General features: G+C 33.3%; 17 protein-coding genes. 4 read left to right on the plus strand and 13 right to left on the minus strand.

Annotated features, from left to right (window positions below):
• Nucleotides 1-71: 71 nt before the first annotated feature.
• Nucleotides 72-446 (minus strand): hypothetical protein, encoded by a 375-nt coding sequence (locus tag ACFO3N_RS13120; protein WP_095928390.1) that lies wholly within the window; start codon nucleotides 444-446, stop codon nucleotides 72-74.
• Between the two features lie 24 nt (nucleotides 447-470).
• Nucleotides 471-806 carry a roadblock/LC7 domain-containing protein gene (locus ACFO3N_RS13125; RefSeq protein WP_250834922.1) on the minus strand — a complete coding sequence of 112 codons (336 nt, stop codon included), beginning with the start codon at nucleotides 804-806 and terminating at the stop codon, nucleotides 471-473.
• A gap of 272 nt (nucleotides 807-1,078) precedes the next feature.
• Between ACFO3N_RS13125 and ACFO3N_RS13130 the strand changes: the two genes are divergently transcribed.
• Nucleotides 1,079-1,222 carry a hypothetical protein gene (locus ACFO3N_RS13130; protein WP_248728558.1) on the plus strand — a complete coding sequence of 48 codons (144 nt, stop codon included), beginning with the start codon at nucleotides 1,079-1,081 and terminating at the stop codon, nucleotides 1,220-1,222.
• Between the two features lie 6 nt (nucleotides 1,223-1,228).
• Here ACFO3N_RS13130 and ACFO3N_RS13135 read toward each other — a convergent pair whose 3' ends face one another.
• The 7 genes from ACFO3N_RS13135 to ACFO3N_RS13165 all read right to left on the minus strand — a co-directional run bounded on the left by ACFO3N_RS13135 (nucleotide 1,229) and on the right by ACFO3N_RS13165 (nucleotide 12,130).
• Nucleotides 1,229-1,903 (minus strand): ATP-binding cassette domain-containing protein, encoded by a 675-nt coding sequence (locus ACFO3N_RS13135; protein ID WP_379798376.1) that lies wholly within the window; start codon nucleotides 1,901-1,903, stop codon nucleotides 1,229-1,231.
• Between the two features lie 298 nt (nucleotides 1,904-2,201).
• Entirely contained in the window at nucleotides 2,202-4,964 is a 2,763-nt protein-coding gene (locus ACFO3N_RS13140) for a PD-(D/E)XK nuclease family protein (RefSeq protein WP_379798378.1), read from the minus strand.
• Between the two features lie 63 nt (nucleotides 4,965-5,027).
• Nucleotides 5,028-6,509: an OmpA family protein gene (locus ACFO3N_RS13145; protein ID WP_379798380.1), complete on the minus strand. Its 1,482-nt coding sequence runs from the start codon at nucleotides 6,507-6,509 to the stop codon at nucleotides 5,028-5,030.
• A gap of 113 nt (nucleotides 6,510-6,622) precedes the next feature.
• Nucleotides 6,623-7,816, minus strand: coding sequence for a glycine C-acetyltransferase (gene kbl / locus ACFO3N_RS13150; RefSeq protein WP_379798382.1), 1,194 nt, complete (start codon nucleotides 7,814-7,816; stop codon nucleotides 6,623-6,625).
• Nucleotides 7,817-7,897: 81 nt separating this feature from the next.
• Nucleotides 7,898-11,056 (minus strand): UvrD-helicase domain-containing protein, encoded by a 3,159-nt coding sequence (locus ACFO3N_RS13155; RefSeq protein ID WP_379798384.1) that lies wholly within the window; start codon nucleotides 11,054-11,056, stop codon nucleotides 7,898-7,900.
• A 142-nt stretch (nucleotides 11,057-11,198) separates the two neighbouring features.
• The gene (locus ACFO3N_RS13160; RefSeq protein ID WP_095928395.1) at nucleotides 11,199-11,795 is read right to left on the minus strand and encodes a lipoprotein signal peptidase; all 597 of its coding nucleotides are present in this window, start codon (nucleotides 11,793-11,795) and stop codon (nucleotides 11,199-11,201) included.
• Nucleotides 11,796-11,914: 119 nt separating this feature from the next.
• Nucleotides 11,915-12,130: a hypothetical protein gene (locus ACFO3N_RS13165; protein ID WP_095928396.1), complete on the minus strand. Its 216-nt coding sequence runs from the start codon at nucleotides 12,128-12,130 to the stop codon at nucleotides 11,915-11,917.
• 180 nt (nucleotides 12,131-12,310) lie between these two features.
• Here ACFO3N_RS13165 and ACFO3N_RS13170 point away from each other — a divergent pair, with 180 nt between their 5' ends.
• Together ACFO3N_RS13170 and ACFO3N_RS13175 are read left to right on the plus strand one after the other, a co-directional pair.
• A complete protein-coding gene (locus tag ACFO3N_RS13170) occupies nucleotides 12,311-12,667 on the plus strand; it encodes a roadblock/LC7 domain-containing protein (protein ID WP_091494460.1) in 357 nt (118 codons plus the stop codon).
• Between the two features lie 35 nt (nucleotides 12,668-12,702).
• Entirely contained in the window at nucleotides 12,703-13,083 is a 381-nt protein-coding gene (locus ACFO3N_RS13175; RefSeq protein ID WP_250834915.1) for a hypothetical protein, read from the plus strand.
• 259 nt (nucleotides 13,084-13,342) lie between these two features.
• Here ACFO3N_RS13175 and ACFO3N_RS13180 read toward each other — a convergent pair whose 3' ends face one another.
• Both ACFO3N_RS13180 and ileS read right to left on the minus strand, forming a co-directional pair.
• Entirely contained in the window at nucleotides 13,343-13,723 is a 381-nt protein-coding gene (locus ACFO3N_RS13180; protein ID WP_012022792.1) for a TraR/DksA family transcriptional regulator, read from the minus strand.
• 7 nt (nucleotides 13,724-13,730) lie between these two features.
• Nucleotides 13,731-17,132: an isoleucine--tRNA ligase gene (gene ileS, locus ACFO3N_RS13185; RefSeq protein WP_379798387.1), complete on the minus strand. Its 3,402-nt coding sequence runs from the start codon at nucleotides 17,130-17,132 to the stop codon at nucleotides 13,731-13,733.
• A 300-nt stretch (nucleotides 17,133-17,432) separates the two neighbouring features.
• Between ileS and ACFO3N_RS13190 the strand changes: the two genes are divergently transcribed.
• On the plus strand, nucleotides 17,433-18,227 hold the full coding sequence (locus ACFO3N_RS13190; RefSeq protein WP_379798389.1) for a T9SS type A sorting domain-containing protein: 795 nt from the start codon (nucleotides 17,433-17,435) through the stop codon (nucleotides 18,225-18,227).
• Between the two features lie 81 nt (nucleotides 18,228-18,308).
• Here ACFO3N_RS13190 and recO read toward each other — a convergent pair whose 3' ends face one another.
• Both recO and porZ read right to left on the minus strand, forming a co-directional pair.
• Nucleotides 18,309-19,022, minus strand: a complete 714-nt coding sequence (gene recO / locus ACFO3N_RS13195) for a DNA repair protein RecO (protein ID WP_379798391.1) — start codon at nucleotides 19,020-19,022, stop codon at nucleotides 18,309-18,311.
• Nucleotides 19,023-19,174: 152 nt separating this feature from the next.
• On the minus strand, nucleotides 19,175-21,457 hold the full coding sequence (gene porZ, locus ACFO3N_RS13200; RefSeq protein WP_379798584.1) for a type IX secretion system anionic LPS delivery protein PorZ: 2,283 nt from the start codon (nucleotides 21,455-21,457) through the stop codon (nucleotides 19,175-19,177).
• Nucleotides 21,458-21,536 lie beyond the last annotated feature (79 nt).

Below are 21,536 nucleotides of genomic sequence, written 5' to 3' on the forward strand. Positions count from 1 at the left end.
AAAATCAAAAAAGGCCATTTCTAACCTAGGGTTGAAATAGCCTTTTTCTCATTCTTGGGGGCAAAATATCGTTATAACTTTGAAGTAATGTCTTTCTTGTATTTAGATAAAGTCGCTCTTGTTAAACCAAGATTTGCTTTAGTAGAATCTACCGCTAAGTAGATAAAATATCTTCCATCTTCAGAAACATCAATAATGTGAATCTGATCTGTAAGGGTAATTAAAATATCATTAATTTTTTGATTTAATCCTAAGGCTCTAAGTGCATTTAATTTAGCTTTTACGACTTCTAAATTATAAGCCGAAGCCAATTCTGGATCAAAATCAGATTTTACTGTTAGAGAGCAGTACGACATTCCTGTTTCAACTTCTGTAACCGAAACAGCGATAAATCCGTTAACATTCTCTTTTAAATCGTTTTGAAAATTTTGCAAAAAATCTGACATGTGTATTAAATTTTTGGTTTTAAATTAGTTGTTAAAAATAGAATCCATTTTTCTCAGCAATAGACCCATTTTGCTTAAATCTTTAGAAAGCAACGCGATGCAATTATCATCTTGATTTTTGCTTGCTACAACAATCCCGTCGTTATTTTTTATCATAACTTGTTTAAGATCTCCATTATTAACGTCTTCAGACATCTCAAGGCACATCTTTAAAATCATTCCGATCATTGCTGCAACATTCCCGTCGTATTCTAAATTAACAGACTCATTCAAGATTCCATCAATATTAAAACTTAGTCCAGACTCTGCGCCAGTCTCTTCTACTAGTGTTTGTAAATCAATCATTTTCTTATTTGTCATGTTTTTGGAAGCGCCAAAGATATTTTAATATTGGCAATTGTGCGATAAACACTTGTTAAAAAAAGATGTAGTATAACGTACTGACGCACTTTTATTTATCACTTAATTAATCCTATTTTTTTGCAAAAAATATGCAAAAAAAATTAACATAAAAAGCAAATAATACTAAAAACATAACATTTCGCTTAACAAAACTCATTTCTAAAATTAACATTTGCGGATTATTGCAATTGACAGAAGTTTTTCTATAGCTTTGCAAAAAATTTAACAAAATGAAAACTGTTGACGAATTACGCTTTGACTTAAATGTAAAACTGGAGAAGTTTAGAAGATTTCGTATTGAAAACGGACACATTAACAACTCGACTTCTGGAGAAAAATCTAAAAAAGGTTTTTTCAAAAAAATATTCAGCTAAAAGCATCTAAAAAATTGCCGAATTTATCAGATAACCTTTCTGCATAAGTTCGGCTTTTTCATTGATTACCTGCAACTTACCATTGTTTAATATTCTTAAATCTGTTGCGATTTCTATAACATTTCTATAATGGTGATCTGTAACAATTATTCCTTTTTCTTGAGAATTTTCTTTAATTAACAACATTACAATTTCTATCATTTTAGGAGACAAACCACTAAATGGCTCATCCAACAATACAAATTTTGATTGATTAGAAAGTATCAATTTAACTTGAAGATATCGCAATTCTCCAAAAGACAAATCCCTAATTTTTTGATTTAAAAGAGATTTTAAAAAATCATCTTCACAAACAAAGTGCGCTTTTTGTTTATCGACAGATAACAAAATGGTTTGCAAAACCGAAAAATGATTTGGAATAAATTGGTTTTGATGTAGATAACCAATTTCATTTAACAAAGTAGAGGCATTATTTTTTGAAATTCCGTTAACAAAAATACTTTTATCTAAAGCGGGCACTATTCCAAATATAATTTTTAACAAGGTAGATTTTCCAGAGCCATTTCTGCCAAACAAGCCTATTATTTGACCTGTTTCCAATTTCAAATAAATATCCGAAAGCAATAATTTATTATTAAAGCTTTTTTGAATTCCGCTGACTTCAAGAATATGCTTTTTCAAGATACTTTTTGAATTAAAACCCAAATCATCAAAGACAGAAATACAAAACCAAAATTTAGCAAAAGACTACAAAACACAAGCCTTCTTTTTGAAAGACCATTGTTCCTATAAAACAAATATTCGTTTTGGCGATATATTTCTTTAAATCCAATGCTTGAAGCAAAACCTAGTGTAGCTATCATCAATAAAAAATGATTAAATCCTCCAAAAAGAAATGCAATGGCAGAAACGGCTAAATTCACTATCAAAGTCGTCTTATAAAATTCAAATATGTTTCTAAATTTCCTGATAATATATTCTAGATTTTCTCTTCAAAAGGAATATTAATATCCAAAATCTCCGCTAGCAAATTAGCAATTTCTTCCAAATAAGAATTCAAGATTTGAGGTGACACTATAACATCTAAATCCTTTTCTTCTTTAAAGCCAAAAGGCAAAAAACCCGATTTTAAATTTTTAAAGGATATAATTCCAACTTCTATCGGAAGTCCGCCTGCATGTTTCTCAAACATGAATGCATAAGCCAAAACCTGAATGATTTTGTCGTTTTTAAGCTCTTGTGTTAATCCATTCCAAGATTTCAATATAACATTAGACTTTTCTACTTTTCCAGTCTTATAATCAATAATTCGGATTTTCCCATCTCGACGTTCAATTCGATCGACATTTCCTTTAATTAAAACAGGAAACGGCAATTTTGGATGAACAAACTCGCGTTCAAAAGTTTGCTCTAAAGCAATTATCTGAATCGCTTCATTGTTTTTTACCGATTCTAATTCCATTCTCAAGAAATTAGCTACATTTCGTTTTGCAACTTCAAAAGCCAAAAGATTTCTCCCTTTCTTGATTTCACCTTCTTTATAAACCAACTTAAACTGCTTGAGAACTTCATCATCCAGCAATTTAAAACAATTTAAAAGATCGTTCTCAGAAATAAATTTTCCGATAAAAGGTTCATAAAGCGTTTTTAATGTTTCATGAATAATTGTTCCTAAAGTATTCAAAGCAATATTTTCTTCCACTTCTTCCACTTCCCGAATTCTCAATATCTTTTGAAAATAAAACTCAATCGGATTTCGAATATAGCTAGTCAATGCTGAGGGCGAAAAACCATTAACAGCAATCTCCTTCAATCGTTCCATTACCAATTCAGACTTAGCAACAGAAATAGGCTCATAAGCAGTATTTGGAAGATCTGGATTATAAATATCAAAAGTAATATTATGCTGTGGTTTCTTCTCGACTTCTAGTTGCGTAATAAAACGGCTTCGTTCTCCGGCATCCAGTCCGTCATTTTCAGTATTATAAATCAAATAAATATTTTTAGCCCTCTGTAATAAGTGATAAAAATGATAAGTATAAATAGCATCCTTTTCCTTGAAAGTCGGAAGTCCAAGTTCTCTTTTTACATCATAAGGAATAAATGAATTCTGCGATTTCCCAGCTGGAAATTTACCTTCATTCATAGAAGTTATAATGACAGTATCGAAGTCCAAAACACGACTTTCCAAAACCCCCATGATCTGCAAACCTCGTAATGGTTCACCCTCAAAAGATACTTCCGCTAAATCTATAATCTGTTTATAAATCGAATGCAGTGTATCAATATTATCAATATGATGATGTTTAGAGTAATAATTTATAAGCTTATTTATTACTTTAAAAACGCCATACACAAAAGCTTTCGCAATTTTTTCTTCTTCATTGTCATTGCTAAAATGATCTTTAATTGCGATCAACAAAGTCGAAATATTCTTTAAAACTGCTATAGAACCATTTTCCCATTTTTCAAACAACAAATTAAAAAAACTTGAAGACTCAGGATGTAGTTCTAAAATTTTCTGATGCGTAATAAAAGTATAATTATTCTCTTTTATCATTCTTACTAATCTATGTGCGTTCGCATAAGGCTCCACCAAAGGATGCGTTAAAATATCAAGCACGTCTTTATAATAAAAAACATAACTGCCCCCTTTTCGGGAAAGCGCATTAGTGTGCATTTTAAACAATTTGGCAACAAATATCTGCGACGGATTATTTTTCCCAGAATATCCCATCGTAATATTTAATGCCCCAACAGATGAAGGAAGCGAGTATAGAACAGGAACCAACAAGTTTTCCTCACCTAGCACAACTGCAACTTTATCCAGTGAAGCATCTGGATTTTGATCTATTAAATTTTCAATAATACTCCCCGCCAATTTTGCTTGGCCAATTGTTTTTGGAGTTCCTATTATTTGAATGTTTTTTGACTGTGAAAAATCATCAACAATCCATTCAAAAACATTTGACTTATAATGTTTCCAACTTTCTTTAAATCTTCTTAAAAAAAGTCCTGCATCATGATATGGATCATTGAGAAAAGCCTGATCAGCATCCCAATAAATTCTAGCTTGATCCAAAGCAAGTAAATGCTGTACTATTTTTTCTTCGGCAGCATTTAGAGCATTGAAACCGGCAAAAATAAATGTACGGTTTCCAATAGTATTCGAAAAATGATTAAGATTATTTACCGCTTCTCTATAAATCAAACCTTGATATCCAATTGACTTAAAAAGCAAATGATTGTACAACGACTCGTAGTACAACGGGAGCAACTTCCAGAAATCTATGTAGTTTTCAAGAAGCTTTGTTTTTTGGTCTACTTCTAGCCCCCATCTTTTTATATCTTCAATATCTTTAAGATAAGACAGAACATGAGAAGGATCCAAAAGGTATCTGTCAATTTCATTAAAGTCTTGCAAAAGTGTTTTTGCCCAGTTCGCAAACAGCTCAAAAGATTGCTGTTGTTTTTGTTCAGTAATAGACAAATAAACTTCATAAAATTCAAACAAAAGCTCAATCGAATCAACCGAACGAATTGAAGCTACATCTTGAACAAAATCTTCTATACTTGTAATCTCTGGAGCAATAATAGTTTTTGAAGTCTCTTTTTTAAGAGCTTCGATCAAAAAAACTTTTGCCCTTTTATTAGGAAGTATTATTGTTATTTCAGAAAGTTTGTCCGCAAAGTCCTGAATTACAACAGAGGCAATTTTTTGAAGAAAAGAAGTATTTACCATAGGATAAAAATAAAAAAAGCCATTCAATTAAGAATGGCTTTTCCTGTTTATTTAGAAAACTAATTATAGTTTACCTTGGTATTTTGAACCAATGTGTCTAATTTCAGTTCTTCTGTTTTGTGCTTTACCTGCAGCAGTTTTGTTACTTGCAACTGGTTGGCTAGCTCCAAATCCTTTAGACTCTAAGTTCTCTGGGTTAACACCTCTTTGAACTAATGCATCTAACACAGCTTTAGCTCTGTCTTCAGAAAGTTTTTGGTTGATTTTAGCAGAACCTGTACTATCTGTGTGTCCTTCAATAGAGAATTTCGCGTTTGGATAGTTTTTAAGGATTTCTTTAATAGCATCTAATCTAGCTTGAGTTTCTTTATCTCCAGTTTTGAAAGTAGCTTTTCCTGAGTTGAAGTATACCGCTCTAGCTTGAACTTTAAGATCTTCTAACGCCTCAGAAGTTACTTCTGGACATCCTCTGTTACTAGCTGGACCAGCAACTGTAGGACAATCGTCATCTTTATCAGCTACACCGTCTTTATCAGCATCTAAGAATGGGCAACCACCGTTTTCTTTAGGACCAGCAACTGTAGGACATTTGTCATCTTTATCAGCGATTCCGTCTCCGTCTGTATCAGGACAACCTTTTAAAGCAGCTAAACCAGCAACATCTGGACAAGCGTCATCTTTATCAGCAATTCCGTCTCCGTCAGTGTCAGGACATCCGTTTAATGCAGCTAAACCAAATACATCTGGACAAGCATCAGAAGCATCAACGATTCCGTCACCGTCAGTATCAGGACATCCGTTGAATTGTTTTAAACCAGCAACATCTGGACAAGCATCATCTTTGTCATAGATTCCGTCTCCGTCAGTATCTTTACCTCCGAATTTGAAAATCAAACCTGCAGTGTGTTGGAAGTGAGATGGAGTATCAATAACTCCATTATAATCATCTCTTCCTGGATTATCTCCTGAACCTGAAGCAACAGCCCATTTGTATCTTGTAGCAAGCTCAAGACCAATAGCATCTGTAAACCAGAAAGTAATACCAGCTCCTGGATTAACAGTTCCAAAACTGTCATCCCCTAAGAAAGTATAACCTCCACCAATAGATAACGAAGGATCAACTACTTTAGATTTGATTAACTCTTGGAAGCTGTATTTGATAGTAGCATCAATTCCGTAGTACATTAAATCACCAGGATTACTTACAATGTTACCTCTTCCATCATGCCCTGGAGCTAACGGTCTAAAATAAACAGCTTTATCAATTTTGTTTACAGATCCTTGTAAACCAACTGAGAAACCGTGTCCAACATATCTATTTACTCCAATGTAAGATAGAGAAGGAAGAATATTCCAGTTGTCTTTTACAGCGAATGGCTGAGAGAAGTGCTGATCAAAAAATCCGCTACCAGCTCCTGAACTTGTTCTAGTATCCACAGCATTAACCCCGAAAGAGATCGCCCATGGATTGTTACTGTCTTGCGCGTGAGAACTTAAACCCATCGCCATCAATACAGCAACTAAAAGTTTGTTAAGATGTTTCATACTTAATTTTTTTAATTACAATTTAGTTAATTACAAGCAAAAGTAACACCAAATTTTTTAAATACAAAATGAAATGTTAAAAAAAACCTACAAAAATTTAACGTAAGTGGTAATTATATAACTTTTAACATTTTACCGACAACTGTGAAGGCATTTATAGCTTTATCCAAGTGTTCTTTTTCGTGCGCTGCAGATAGCTGTACTCTTATTCTAGCCTTATCTTTTGGAACCACTGGAAAGAAAAACCCAATAACATAAATCCCTTGTTTCAAAAGTTCATTTGCCATCGTTTGAGACAATTTTGCATCATACAACATAACAGGCACAATTGCAGAATCTCCATCAATAATATCAAAACCTGCTTTTTTCATACCTTCTTTAAAATAGTTTGTATTCCATTCTAGTTTATCACGAAGTGTTGTGTCTTTTTCTAATAATTCAAAGACTTTAATTGAAGCCCCAACAATTGCTGGCGCCAACGAATTTGAAAACAAGTAAGGTCTAGATCTCTGACGCAACAATTCGATTATTTCTTTCTTCGCAGTAGTATATCCTCCCATTGCTCCTCCTAAGGCTTTACCAAGAGTTCCTGTAATAATATCTACTCTTCCCATTACCCCTTTTGCTTCAAGAGTTCCTTTTCCTGTTGCTCCAATAAAGCCGGCCGCGTGACATTCATCTACCATAACCATTGCATCATATTTATCAGCAAGGTCACAGATTTTATCTAGTGGCGCTACAAGACCGTCCATAGAAAAAACTCCATCAGTAACAATTAATTTAAAACGAGCCCCTGCTTCATTTGCTTTAATTAATTGCTGCTCCAATTCTTCCATATTATTATTTTCATAGCGATAACGAGTTGCTTTACATAAACGAACACCATCTATTATAGAAGCGTGATTTAAGCTGTCTGAAATAATTGCATCGTTTTCTCCTAACAAAGGCTCGAATACCCCTCCATTTGCATCAAAGGCTGCCGCATATAAAATAGTATCTTCAGTACCATAAAAATCAGCAATTTTTTTCTCTAATGTTTTATGAATATCTTGTGTTCCGCAAATGAAACGAACAGATGACATTCCGAAACCATGCGTATCCATTGCATCTTTAGCAGCCTGAACCACTTCTGGATGAGAAGAAAGTCCTAAATAATTATTAGCACAAAAGTTCAACACCGTTTCACCTGTCGAAATTGTAATTTCTGCCCCTTGAGGAGACGTAATAATTCGTTCCTTTTTAAAAATTCCATTTTCCTCAATTGTCTGCAATTCCTTTTGCAGATGTTCTTTTATTTTACCGTACATTTTTCATTTATTTAAAACGTTAAAAATTAACAGCTTAACAAAAATAAAGCTTCGTTTTTCTTTAACATCTGATTAATTTTTTCACAAATTTACCACTTCAATTTCGGTTCCTATATACACCAATGCCTTTTTTAGAACCGTGTATCCTAAATCTTCAATTGCATCTTGATACTCCTGAATTTGCTGTTGATATTTTGCATTAACAGCTCCAGTTTTATAATCCAACAAATAGGCTTGTTTATTTTCCAAAAACACAACTCTATCTGGCTTTAAAATCCTTCCTTCTTTCTGCACAATGGTCTGTTCATTCAGAACCCTATCTTTTCCATCAAAACAAATATTCAATTCGGGGTGGTTGACAATTTCTTTTAGAGTTTTCAAAACCTGATCTACTTGGTCGTACGTTATCAAACCATTCTCGACAGATTTTGTTACGGCCAAATCAACATCTGATTTATCTTTCACATAAGCCAGAATCTCGTGAACAATATTTCCATATGAAATAGCTTCCTGCTGATGCGTTCCCCACATCAAAGCTTCGCGTTGCGCTATTTTAATATTTTTCGGATTTAAAACCTCTCTCACAATAGGAATCGACTTAACCGCATCTACTGTTCTAGTACTTTTTGACAACCTCGTTTTATTTCCAAATTCGTAATTCAATTTTTCTTCCTCATAAACCCCTTCATTGATCAAGAATTTAATAAAAAAAGAAGCCATATTATTCGGATATTCGCCATCGCTTTTAGCTTTTAACGATTGAGAAATTACATACAGCTGTTCTTCGGCACGGGTTAGCGCAACATAAAGCACATTTATATTATCTAAAAGTTCTTCTTGTTTTTTTAAATTGAAAACTGCCGAAGCGCTTTCGCCAAAACCCTCAACAGCACTACTATTATCAACCAAAGCTTTTGGAACTCCCAAATCGATTTCCTCCGTATCTAGCCACAACTTATCTTTTGGTTTTCTATTATAATCTTCATCTGCAAAAGGCATAATTACAACCGGAAACTCTAATCCTTTAGATTTATGAATCGTCATAATACGAACCGCATTATTTCCTTCTGGAGACGGGATACTAAATTTCTCTGAATTTTTATCCCAGAAAATCAAAAAGTCTGCAACACCAGATTGATTTCGAATATCTCTTTCTAAAACAATATCTAGAAAAAACTGCACATAAGCATTCCCTTCAGACGGAAGAATAAATTTAGAAATGATGATTTCTACCGCTTCATACAAAGATTTCTTTCGCACATCTTCAAATGAAAAAGAAACATCAAAAGTCATAAGCCATTCTTCAAATTCTTTTTCAAATCTTTGACTCATTCCCAATGCGATGAAATCATGCACAGGCATTGACAAATCTTTTGTCGAAGAAAGAAAATGCAAAAAGTTGGCTTTCGACTCTAAATCAGCACTATTGTTTAAATATCTTAAAAGATGAATTATTAAACGAACTTCTGATGCATTTTGAATCATTAATGTCTCTGAAGAAAGAAGCGGAACACCTTGTTCTGTCAAATAATTTGCAACCGCAATTCCTTGATCTCTTTTTCTGGTCAGGATTACAATATCTTTATATTCAAAACCTTGTTTAACAACTTCTCGAATTGTATTTAAAGTTGCCAAAACATACAAATCAGATTTCTCTAAAACCTCTTCTTCATCTACAGATTCATTTTTCTCAGCAATCGGAAGAAAAGAAATATTTACATAACCGCCTTTTTTTGAATTCGTATTTTGAAAACTGTGATTTTCATATAAATCCTTATAATCTTCATTTGTAAATTCAGCCGAAATCAATTTAAAGAAAGCATTATTGAATTCAATAACTTCACTATAACTTCTATAGTTGGTGTCTAAATGCTTCACTATTTTTTCATGATGAAAAAAAGCGACTTCTTCTTTACTTAATTCGATAAACTGCTCTGCTTTTCCTCCGCGCCAGCGATAAATAGATTGTTTTGGATCTCCAACAATCATCAAAGTTCCTTTATTTCCGTAATCATCTAGACCAGAAAGCGAATTATCAATAAGCGGAATCAAGTTCTGCCATTGCATTTCTGAAGTATCCTGAAATTCATCGATAAAGAAATTACGATAGCGCTCACCCAAACGTTCATAGATAAAAGGCGCTGGCTGATTCTGAATTTCCCGATGAATGATCGCATTGAATTCTGAAATCGATAAGATATTTTGTTCTGACTGAATTTTTGCAAGCTCGTTACTTACTGTATTCAACAAAGAAAGTGGTGTTATATTTTTTAAAAAAGCTTTATAAAAATCTCTTTTTTCAAAGTTCTGATAAACCTCTTTTAATATCTGAAGCAATTCTGGAATAATATTTTCAATTAACGCTCGGTCTTTTGCCGTTTTGTTAATCGCAATATCATCAAACTCATGAAAGGTTTTATTTTTTGGATTGAATTTTCCATCTCGAATACTTTGCAAATGATTTGGAAAAGTCCCTCTCGAAAATGATTTTTGATCAATTCCGTTTTTATCAATCAATTCAATTGCTTTCGTTGCAAGATCTTCATTTACATCTTCCAAATCTTTACAAAGCCCTTGCATCTTGTTTTTAATCTCAACAAACTCTTCAATTGTTTTATCTTGAAAATGAAGAATTTCATTTCGATTATTTTCATTCAAGACCAACCTTCCTGTTTCCAGAATTTCACGAGAAACATCCCAGCTTTTATCATCATCGGTTTTTTCCATTGTAAAATCGATGAGCAGTTTGGTTAATGTTTCGTCTTCTCCAGCTTGTGCGATAATCGCATCAACAGCTTCAACTAATAAGTTTTCGGTATCCAAAGTAACTTCAAAAGTCATTGGAAGATTCAAATCATGAGCAAAAGCGCGGATAACTTTATGAGTAAATTTATCAATTGTAGAAATATCAAAAGCGGCATAATTATGAATTAAGTGCTTAATGATTTGCTGTGATTTGGTTTTAATTTTAATAATCGAAAGCCCAGTATCGCGCGATAAGTCTTCCATCAAATCGGCAGCTTTTGGAGACGGGTCGTCTTTTGCAAATTCAGATAAACTCCCAACAATACGGCTTTTCATTTCATGAACCGCTTTGTTGGTAAAAGTAATGGCTAAAATATTTCGGTATGCATCGTTTTTTGGAGAAGAAAGAATAATCTTCAAATATTCTTTCACCAAAGTATACGTCTTTCCTGATCCCGCAGAAGCATCATAAATGGAAAAAGACGGACTTTGCATAAGTTTGGTTTTAGTATTGTAAAAATAGCACAATTAAATATTAAATCCCAATAATGAAAAATTCCAAATTCCAATTTTTGAAGCACTAATTGCAAACAAATATTAGAATTTGGAATTTTTTATGTTGTATTTTTAAAAATAATTAGTGTTTTGGAAAAGCTCTTTTGTTGAAAACTAAAAGTATACCTACACCTGTAGAAATTGCCACATCGGCTACATTAAAAATCGCATTAAAGAAAGCAAAATGTTTTCCGCCAAATATGGGAAGCCAACTTGGAAGTTCTCCTTCCCAAATAGGAAAATAAAACATATCTACAACCAAACCATGAAACCATGTTCCGTATGGAACTGGAGAAAAAATAGTCGCTAAGTTATGTGTACTATCATCAAAAATAACTCCGTAGAAAACAGAATCGATAATATTTCCTGCTGCTCCAGCAAAGATTAATGCAATAGCTGCTATTAAATAATTTGAATGACGCTTTTTTACTGAATCAGAAAGCCACCAGCCAATTCCAACAACTGCAAAAATTCTGAACACGGTCAAAATTAATTTTCCATACTCTCCAGGAATTTTTGTTCCCCAAGCCATTCCTTCATTTTCAATGAAATGAATTCTAAACCAATCAGCAATCACAAATTCTTCGCCTAAAACGAAATTTGTTTTGACATAAATTTTAGAAAGCTGATCAACAATTAAAACTAAGAATATAAGGAAATACGCTTTTCGTAATGACATTTTATAATTTTTTGATGCGCAAAAATAACAATTTAATCAAAAAAAACGCTCCCAAAGGAGCGTTAATTGTTTTGCAACAAACTAAACAAGTTTATCTGCTAATCTAAACCGAGTAAAGTTTACTTTTTTACGGCAGCTTTTGCTGGTGTCTTTGGACTGTCGGAAAAAAATTCTGAAATGGACTTGAATATCCCTTTGCTTTCTTTTCCGGCTGCCAATTTCTTCGCTTCTCCCTTTTTTACATCAGCTTTAAACTTAACGCGCAGTTTTTCAAATTCTTTCATTCTACGCTCTACATCAGAGTTTACTTCTTTGAATTTCAATACTTTAGCCATAATGTAAGTTTTTTGTAGTAAATAATTTAAATTATTACTGATTTGGTACTACAATGATACATAATTTAATTTATATTTGTTAATAAAAATTAACACTTGTTTAGGATAACTTGAATTAATTTTTAAAAACGAATACCAACACAAACTGAATTTAACATTCCTCCCAAAATCCTACAAAACATGAATGAAATCACAACTACACTGAACGACTTTCTTGTCAGCACAAAATCTACCGCTGCATTAATTTTAAATGGAAAAGGAAAACTTATCACTTCCTTAAATCTTGATTACGGCGACAGTATTGCCGCAATGAGTGCAGCTATTTTATCTATGAGCGAAAAATTCTTAATCGATTTGGAAAAAGGCTCTCTAAAACAATTATATCTAAAAAGTGCCGAAGGGGTTATTGTTGGAAACAAAATAAGCGGCTCTAACTTTATCGTTGCTTTCTCTAAAGAAGGAAGTAACCTAGCATTATTGATGCGCTCTACAGAAGAAGTTTCTGCAGAATTAAGCAAAAATTCACTATTGAAATAACATAAAATTCTATTAACAAATAACCCAAATGAACTATGAGCAATGATTTTTTAAACGTGTTTTTGAACGAAATGAAAAGCAACGTAAATGGCTTTATCGCTGTAGCAGTAACAGAAATTGAATCTGGATTAAGCTTTGGAAATTTAACTGTAGATCCAAGTTTTGATCCTGAACTTGCAGCAGCCTATAACTTAGAAGTTGTAAAAGCTAAATTGAGCGCCGTAAAAGCACTAAACCTAAACCAGGACATCGAAGATATTTTGATTACTCTTTCTAATCAAATTCACATTATCGATATTTCTCCAAACAAAAAATTCATGATCTATCTTGCTGCTGATGCTTCAAAAGCGAATTTAGGTATGACAAGAGCTATTTTAAGAAAACACAAAGCTGATGTTGAAAAAAATCTAGCATAACTTTCTTAAATTTAATACACCTAAAAAACCGTCTTTAAAAGGCGGTTTTTTTATTTGAATAGCAAATGAAAAACCAAAAAGAGTCAAACAAAATAGTTCTTACAAAAAACAATGCTCTCTCTTTAAAATTATTTTGATTAATTATAAATAATTTCTTTCAAAGCGTAAACCTAGTAACGAACTCTCTTATAGCTAAATGTTAAACAAAAAAAGCGCCCCTTAAAGGAGCGCTTTTTCTCTTACGTAGTTCTACGCAATTTTATCTTTGCAAGTTTTTAGCTTCGATACTCATGGTTGCATGAGGAACGATTTTAAGCCTTTCTTTGCTAATTAATTTACCTGTTACTTTGCAGATACCGTAAGTTTTGTTTTCTACACGGAATAAAGCATTTTTTAAGTCACGAATGAATTTCTCTTGCCTGATAGCCAACTGAGAGTTTGCTTCTTTAGACATGGTCTCACTTCCTTCTTCAAAAGCTTTAAAAGTTGGAGAAGTATCGTCAGTACCGTTATTCAAATCGTTCATATAGGCACTTTTGATCAAATCAAGATCTTCTTGTGCTTTTTTAATTTTTGCTTGGATTATTTCTTTGAACTCTGCTAAATCTGCATCAGAGTATCTTGTAATTTCATCTATCATTTTCTAACTATTTTGAAATTAATATAATGGTTCTAATATCATCAAACTCAATTTCTGTGCCGTTTTCTAAAGCGTCCACAAAAACCAGTTCGTCTGTTAATGTTTCAGACTTAATATAGTCTTCGTTTTTTGAAACCGCATCTTCTAAAATGCCGTTTCTTTTTATTTGTACTTTAATCTTATCCGTAACCTCAAATCCTGAATCTTTACGAATGTTTTGTATTCTATTTACTAACTCTCTAGCGATACCTTCATTTTTTAATTCTTCGGTAAGAGTAATATCAAGCGCAACTGTTATTCCGTTTGAATTAGCAACTAACCATCCTTCGATATCTTGTGATGTAATTTCCACATCTTCTAATGATAAAGTTACACTATTTCCTGCAATAACAATATCTAGCGTTCCTTGCTTGTCCAGCTGATTGATCTGATCTGCAGAAAAACCTTGTATCTCCTTAGAAATCAAGCCCATGTCTTTACCAAAACGTGGCCCAAGAGCTTTAAAATTAGGCTTAATTTGTTTTACCAAAATACCTGAAGCATCATCTAAAAGTTCAATTTCTTTAACATTTACCTCAGCTTTTACAAGGTCAGAAATTGCTTCGATTTCAGCACGCTGATTCTCGTCAAGTACTGGAATCATTACCTTTTGCAGAGGCTGACGAACTTTAATCATCTCTTTTTTACGTAGTGATAACACCAGAGAAGAGATCGTTTGCGCCTTCTGCATTTTGCTTTCCAACGTTTTATTAACAAAGTTTTCGACAAATTTCGGGAATTCAGCCAAGTGAACACTAGCAAAATCCTCGCTTCCCTTCGAAGTTGTTAAATCACGGTATAATTTATCCATAAAAAATGGAGCTACTGGAGCGCTCAATTTACTGATTGTAAGCAAACAAGTATAAAGCGTTTGGTAAGCTGCAATTTTATCCTTCGCATATTCTCCTTTCCAGAAACGACGACGGCATAAACGAACGTACCAGTTACTTAAGTTTTCCTGAACGAAGTCAGAAATTGCTCTTGTCGCTTTTGTTGGCTCGTAATCTTCGTAACATTCGTCTACAAATTTGATTAATGAATGTAATTCAGAAATAATCCATTGATCGATTTCTGGTCTTTCGTTTAACGGAATTTCGGCTTCTTCATATTTAAATCCGTCGATGTTTGCATATAACGAGAAGAATGAATAGGTATTGTAAAGTGTTCCGAAGAATTTACGTTTAACCTCAGCAATTCCTTCAAGGTCAAACTTCAAGTTATCCCACGGATTTGCATTCATAATCATATACCAGCGTGTAGCATCAGGACCGTTTTCTGCAATGGTTTTAAATGGGTCTATAGTATTTCCTTTACTCTTAGACATTTTAATTCCATTCTTATCCAAAACCAAGCCGTTTGAAACTACATTTTTGTAGGCTATTTTATCAAAAACCAAAGTTCCGATTGCATGCAAAGTATAAAACCATCCGCGAGTCTGGTCTACTCCTTCTGCAATGAAATTTGCTGGAAAATCTTTGTTGCCATCAATTTTTTCTTTGTTTTCAAAAGGATAATGCCATTGTGCATAAGGCATTGCTCCAGAATCGAACCAAACGTCGATTAGATCACTTTCGCGCTTCATTGGTTTTCCAGAAGCTGAAACTAAAGTAAGCCCATCAACAACATTTTTATGCAAATCGATTAAATCATAATTTGACTCAGACATGTTTCCGATTTCAAATCCTTTAAACGGATTTTCTTTTTGAAAACCTGCTTCGATTGATTTTTCGATTGCATTGTACAATTCTTCAACAGAACCGATAATAACTTCTTCTGTTTTATCTTCTGTTCTCCAAATTGGCAACGGAATTCCCCAATATCTAGAACGAGATAAGTTCCAATCGTTGGCATTTTTAAGCCAATTTCCAAAACGTCCTTCACCAGTAGATTTAGGTTTCCAATTGATAGTTTCGTTCAGGTCGAACATTCTATCTTTCACATCGGTTACTTTGATGAACCATGAATCTAGAGGATAGTATAATAACGGCTCGTCTGTTCTCCAGCTGTGTGGATAACTGTGCACGTATTTTTCAACTTTAAAAGCTTTGTTTTCTTCTTTTAAACGAATAGCGATTTCAACATCTACAGATTTCTCTGGAGCTTGTCCTGCATCGTAATATTCGTTTTTAACATATTTACCAGCTAAATCACCTACATGAGAAGTAAATCTTCCTTGTAAATCTACTAATGGAACTGGAGTTCCGTTTTCGTCTAAAACCAACATTGGCGGCACTTCTGGTTTTGCTTCTTTTGCTACTTTAGCATCATCTGCACCAAAAGTCGGAGCTGTATGCACAATTCCTGTTCCATCTTCAGTTGTAACAAAATCACCTGCGATTACTCTAAATGCGTTTTCAGCATTTTCATAAGGCAATACGTAAGGCAATAATTGCTCATAACGGATTTCCACTAAATCTGCTCCTTTTGCTTCTGCTAAAATTTTGTATGGCAATTTTTTGTCGCCGTTTTTCACATTGTCAAAATCAGCGTCATCTTCACTTAAGAAAAACCCTTTCCCGAATTGTTTTCCAACTAAGTTTTTAGCCAAAACAACATTGATTGGCTCAAAAGTATATTGATTGAAAGTTTTTACTAAAACATAATCGATTTTTGGACCAACTGTCAACGCTGTATTTGACGGAAGTGTCCAAGGAGTTGTCGTCCAAGCTAAAATGTGAATATCTCCAAAACCTTGCAAGAATGAAGGTAATGTTTCTGGCAATGTTTTAAACTGCGCTACAATAGTAGTATCGGTAACATCACGGTAAGCTCCTGGCTGGTTTACCTCGTGAGAAGACAATCCTGTTCCTGCTTTTGGAGAATACGGCTGAATTGTGTATCCTTTGTACAACAAACCTTTATCGTAGATCTGTTTCAAAAGCCACCAAACCGACTCCATATATTTTGGTTTATAAGTCACATACGGATCTTCCATATCTACCCAATACCCCATTTTTTCGGTCAAATCATTCCATACGTCGGTATAACGCATAACGGTTTTTTTACACGCTTCGTTATATTCTTCGATCGAAATGGTTTTACCAATATCTTCTTTTGTAATTCCTAATTCTTTTTCGGTACCCAATTCAACAGGCAAACCGTGAGTATCCCATCCAGCTTTTCTTTTTACTTGAAAACCTTTTTGAGTTTTATATCTGCAAAAAATATCTTTAATCGCACGTGCCATTACGTGGTGAATACCAGGCAATCCGTTTGCTGAAGGCGGACCTTCAAAAAATACGAAAGGCTCAGCACCTTCGCGAGTTGTTACACTCTTTTCAAATATATTTTCTTTCTTCCAAAAATCAAGAACTTCAGACGCTACAGTTGGCAAGTCAAGTCCTTTGTATTCAGTAAATTTTGTACTCATTTTATCCTTTTCTTAAACGAGGTGCGAAAGTAGTAAATTTAAGTCAGAAGTAGAATATCTAAAGCCAAAAGTTGGCACTTTTAAGACAATTTTTAAGAGTAAAAAAGAAATCATTATCAAAATAAGAAATTAGGAGCGCTTTTTTTCAAAAATTCTTAATTCAAAAACACTTTTCTAAAAGATTAACAGCATTACAGTTTACAGTGATGATTTTTTGTTAAATTTTAACATATCGAAATCTATTATTAGGAATTGTAAGATTAATAATTGTAGTTTTATACCCAACTTTAAAAAATGTGTATGAGAACAAAATTACTTATCTTATGCTTACTTACAGTAAGTTTTGCAAAAAGCCAGAATCTTCTACAAAACGGTAGTTTTGAACAATTTACCGCTGACGCTCCTGATTCATGGACTTTTATTTACGGAGCTACATCAAAAGAAGAAACAATTAAAAATGGTGGATCTTCAAGCTTAAAGGGTTTACCAGTATCAGACTTAGAAAATGGTCTGATGCCAACTTTACAATTCAAACAAGAGTTTACTTTATCAGATCTTGACGAATACACTTTAAAGTTTGACTATTATATTCCAAATGATGTTCCTTCTTTCATGAACATTAGCAATCTATCTTATGAAATCATAAAAGTAACTTCAGGAGGAGCCTCTTTTATTGCTCAACCCGATTTTCTTACTAGAGAATTTGGCATTTGGAAGACAGTAACTTTTGACTTTAAAATAACAGCATTTTTAGCACCAACAACATCAGTAACAATGGCTGCTTTTTTTACAGCTGGATGTCAATTTGATGGTCCTGCAATCTATTTTGACAATGTAAGCATCGTTAAAAAATCTTCTTTAGGCACTGTTGATTTTAATAAAAAAAACAACCCTATTGCATCTATGTCTAAAGATGAAATAAAATTAAGCAGTGATTTTAAAAATTCTTCTTATGTAATTTACTCTATAGATGGTAAAGCAGTAAAAAGAGTCAATAATAACTCATCTGAAACTATTGCAATTTCTGGATTACCAAACGGAGTTTATTTATTAAAATTAAACGACTTAGGCACATCAGTTAAGTTCATCAAATAATAAGGTTAAGCAACCTCAAACAAAAAAGGATCGAGTTAAATTCGATCCTTTTTGTTTTATACAATTAAAGAAAATATACTCTCAAGAAAAAACCTCTTTTAAAATATCCAAAGATTTGGGCCTTTTAAAACCTTCCAAGTGCAGACTGTAATAATCAATTAGAATTTTCAGGAGAATCTGCCTTTCTAAAACATGAAAGACTTTTTGATCGTTATCAAATTTTAATTCCAATAGTTTCTTAAAAAGATTGGTCTCGTGTTCTGAAAGCACATTTCCTTTTTGAAAAAGTGCAAAGACACCTTCATTCATTTCAAAAAAAGGCAAATCAATTTCAGAAATATCAGGATAAAAACCGAGATATTTTGTGATTTCTAAAAGCAGAATTAAATGAAAATTAGAAATTTCATCATGATGATCCAGCCACGTAAGCGCAGCTTCTAAAAAAAGGAAAAGCTGTTCGTTTTTCTCTTCTTCTTGAATAGAATGATGAAGCATTTCGGACAAAAACATCACCATGGTACTTTTGACAATATCGGTATGAATAGTTTGAAACGGAACAGCACTTTTTATTTCTTTAAAATTCTCTAGAGTTCCTTTATTCTTATGAACAGCTTCAATTTCTAAAATAGAAAATGGTTGAAAATAAGCAATTTTCTGGCTTGCTTTCCTACTCGAAAAAGCGTCGCGCACAAAATAAGATTTCAGTCCGCTAGAAAGTGTAAAGCATTTTACAATCAAGCTTTTCTCCTGAAATTTTAAAGATGAAATTACTATGGCTTTTGTTTTGACGAGCACAATTTTTTGTTTTTTTTGTTTCAAGTTTCAAGTTTCAAGTTTCAGGTTTCAAGTTTATCAAATTGAAGATAAACTGAACACTAAAAAAGACTGGACACTAAATACTGAATACTAAATACTAAATACTAAATACTAAACACTGAACACTAATCTTATCGTATAATCATCACTTTCTTAACTTTAGTTTCTCCTCCATCTTCTGCAGAGATAAAAACCATGTAAACACCAGATGCTACTTTATATTTGCCAAAAGCAGTTGTATCCCATTCGATCGTTCCGCCAGAAGAAGTCACTTCGTAAACCAAATTTCCTTCTATATCTGTGATTTTCACATTAGCCTTATCAATTAATCCGGCCACTTTAACAGTTCCCGAATAAGTCGGACGCACAGGATTTGGATAAACATACACATTGCTTAAATCGTCATTTGCTCCTGTTGCAATTCCGCCAAACGAAACCAACCCTTTGTCGGTTGCAATAAAGACTTCTCCCGTTTTAGCATTTATCTTAACATCATTTATATAATTACTTGGCAAAGGCGAATTGTTTATTGTAAAATGATATTTTGTTTCCTGGCCATTTGGCGAAACCATAAATATTCCAGAATCTGCCGTTCCAATCCATTTATTATTTGCGCCATCGACTGCTATCGAAGTTACAAACTGTTCATATAACAACTCCTGAGCCAAATCGTCTTCGGTTATAATGATCGAATTTGCTTTTAACTGACTATCTGTTTGAAAACTAGAAACATTAGAGAGAACTCTCAAACCCTTTGTTGTTCCTATCCAAAGCTGATTTTTTGTATCTAAAGCTATTGCTCTAACATCGGCAATTGGCAGATTTCCAGCATCTGTTCCAAAAGTCATTTTTTTGAAGGTATTTGTCGCTTCATTAAACCCTACAACTCCACTTTTATAAGTCCCAATCCATTTTACATTGTTGCGATCTACCACTATACTCGAATAATTATCTTCTCCTACATCATCTGATATAGAAGTCATCGAATAACTGCCCCATTGTCCATTTGTTTTTAAAACTTTCAATCCATTATTGATTCTGCTATTGGTCACCCAAAGATTCCCAGATTTATCAAAAGCCGTTGCATTAATACGGATGTCGACATAATCTGGCGCTGTTGTTTTAAGCGACTCTAAACCACTATTTTCTTCATTATATAAATGAGTTGGAATATCGCTTTCAATTTTTAATAATCCCGAGAAAAAAGAACCAGCATAAACCTGTTTTTCATTATTAGGATTTATATAAATTCTCGTTATTGATTTGGCATCATAAACATCAGAATATGGAATGTTTAACCATCCCGAAGCATTAAATCTGCTAATTCCATAACTGTCCAAAGGGTATGGATTATACACCGCATCATAATCTCCATAAACTGCCCACAAAACATTTGAACCAGCATCTATAGAAAAAATATCATTACGTACTGGACCGCTAGGCGTACTGTTTTCAAAAGCTGTGGCATTATTTAAAGTAGAAGCAAACAATCCTTTTTCTTTTGTCCCAATAAAAATCTGATTTCCAACTGCAGTTGCACAGCTAAAATTCAAGGTATTATCTAAGACCTGAGAATTTGTAATTTGTCGACTCAACGCCATTTGATTATTATAAACATATACTGTATTGGCAGTTGTGACCAATAAATTGTGATTTTTCGCTCGTGTATCAACAGTTGCTTGAGGCAACTGCAAAAAACCCACAAAAGCATTGGAGTTGAATCTATGAATATATCCTGTATTATTAATTGCAATAAGTTCTGAATCTAAAGCCTCAACACTTGACCAATCCCCACCATTGACTATTGACCATTGATTGTAATCTATAAGATTAGCATTTGTAATGTCTGCTTTTCTAATGCCGCTTGAAGTTGCCGCAAAAATAAATCCGTTAAACATTGCGGTTTGCTTTACGCTTATTTCTGCTCCATTATCACCAATAAAATACGTGTCGCCAAATTGGGACGTTTTAAGATTAAATTGAACAATTCCAAAATTGCAAGAAACATATATCAATCCATTATTTTCCATAAAATGATTGATCTTTTTAGTATTTGCTGGCAATTGCTTATTGATTATATCTACAACTTTTAGAATACTTCCATCGACTTCATTAATCAATATCATCAACCCATTTTCATAACCTATAATTGTTTTCTTGGATGCCTCGCTGTAATAAACTGCCGAAATGGTCTGGCCCGAAAGTCCGTCAACAGTCGTCGTTGTTTTAAGGATATTTGTTCCTGTATTTTTTGAAAACAATGCATTTTCAGAAGCCGCAAAAACAGTTGTTCCAGATTCTGAAATGTCTTTTACTTCATTAAATGAAAAATATCCCTGCCAAGACAATTTGCTCTGCGCTTCGCAAAACTGAATTAGAAGTAAAAACAAACCGCAGAAAAATACTTTTTTCATCATATAATGTATTCGAATAGACAAATATAATACAATCGGGTTTTTATTTAATTTTTAGCCCAAATAAAATACCCCCGAT

The sequence above is a fragment of the Flavobacterium chungangensis genome, from assembly GCF_042654045.1.
GTDB lineage: Bacteria > Bacteroidota > Bacteroidia > Flavobacteriales > Flavobacteriaceae > Flavobacterium > Flavobacterium chungangensis.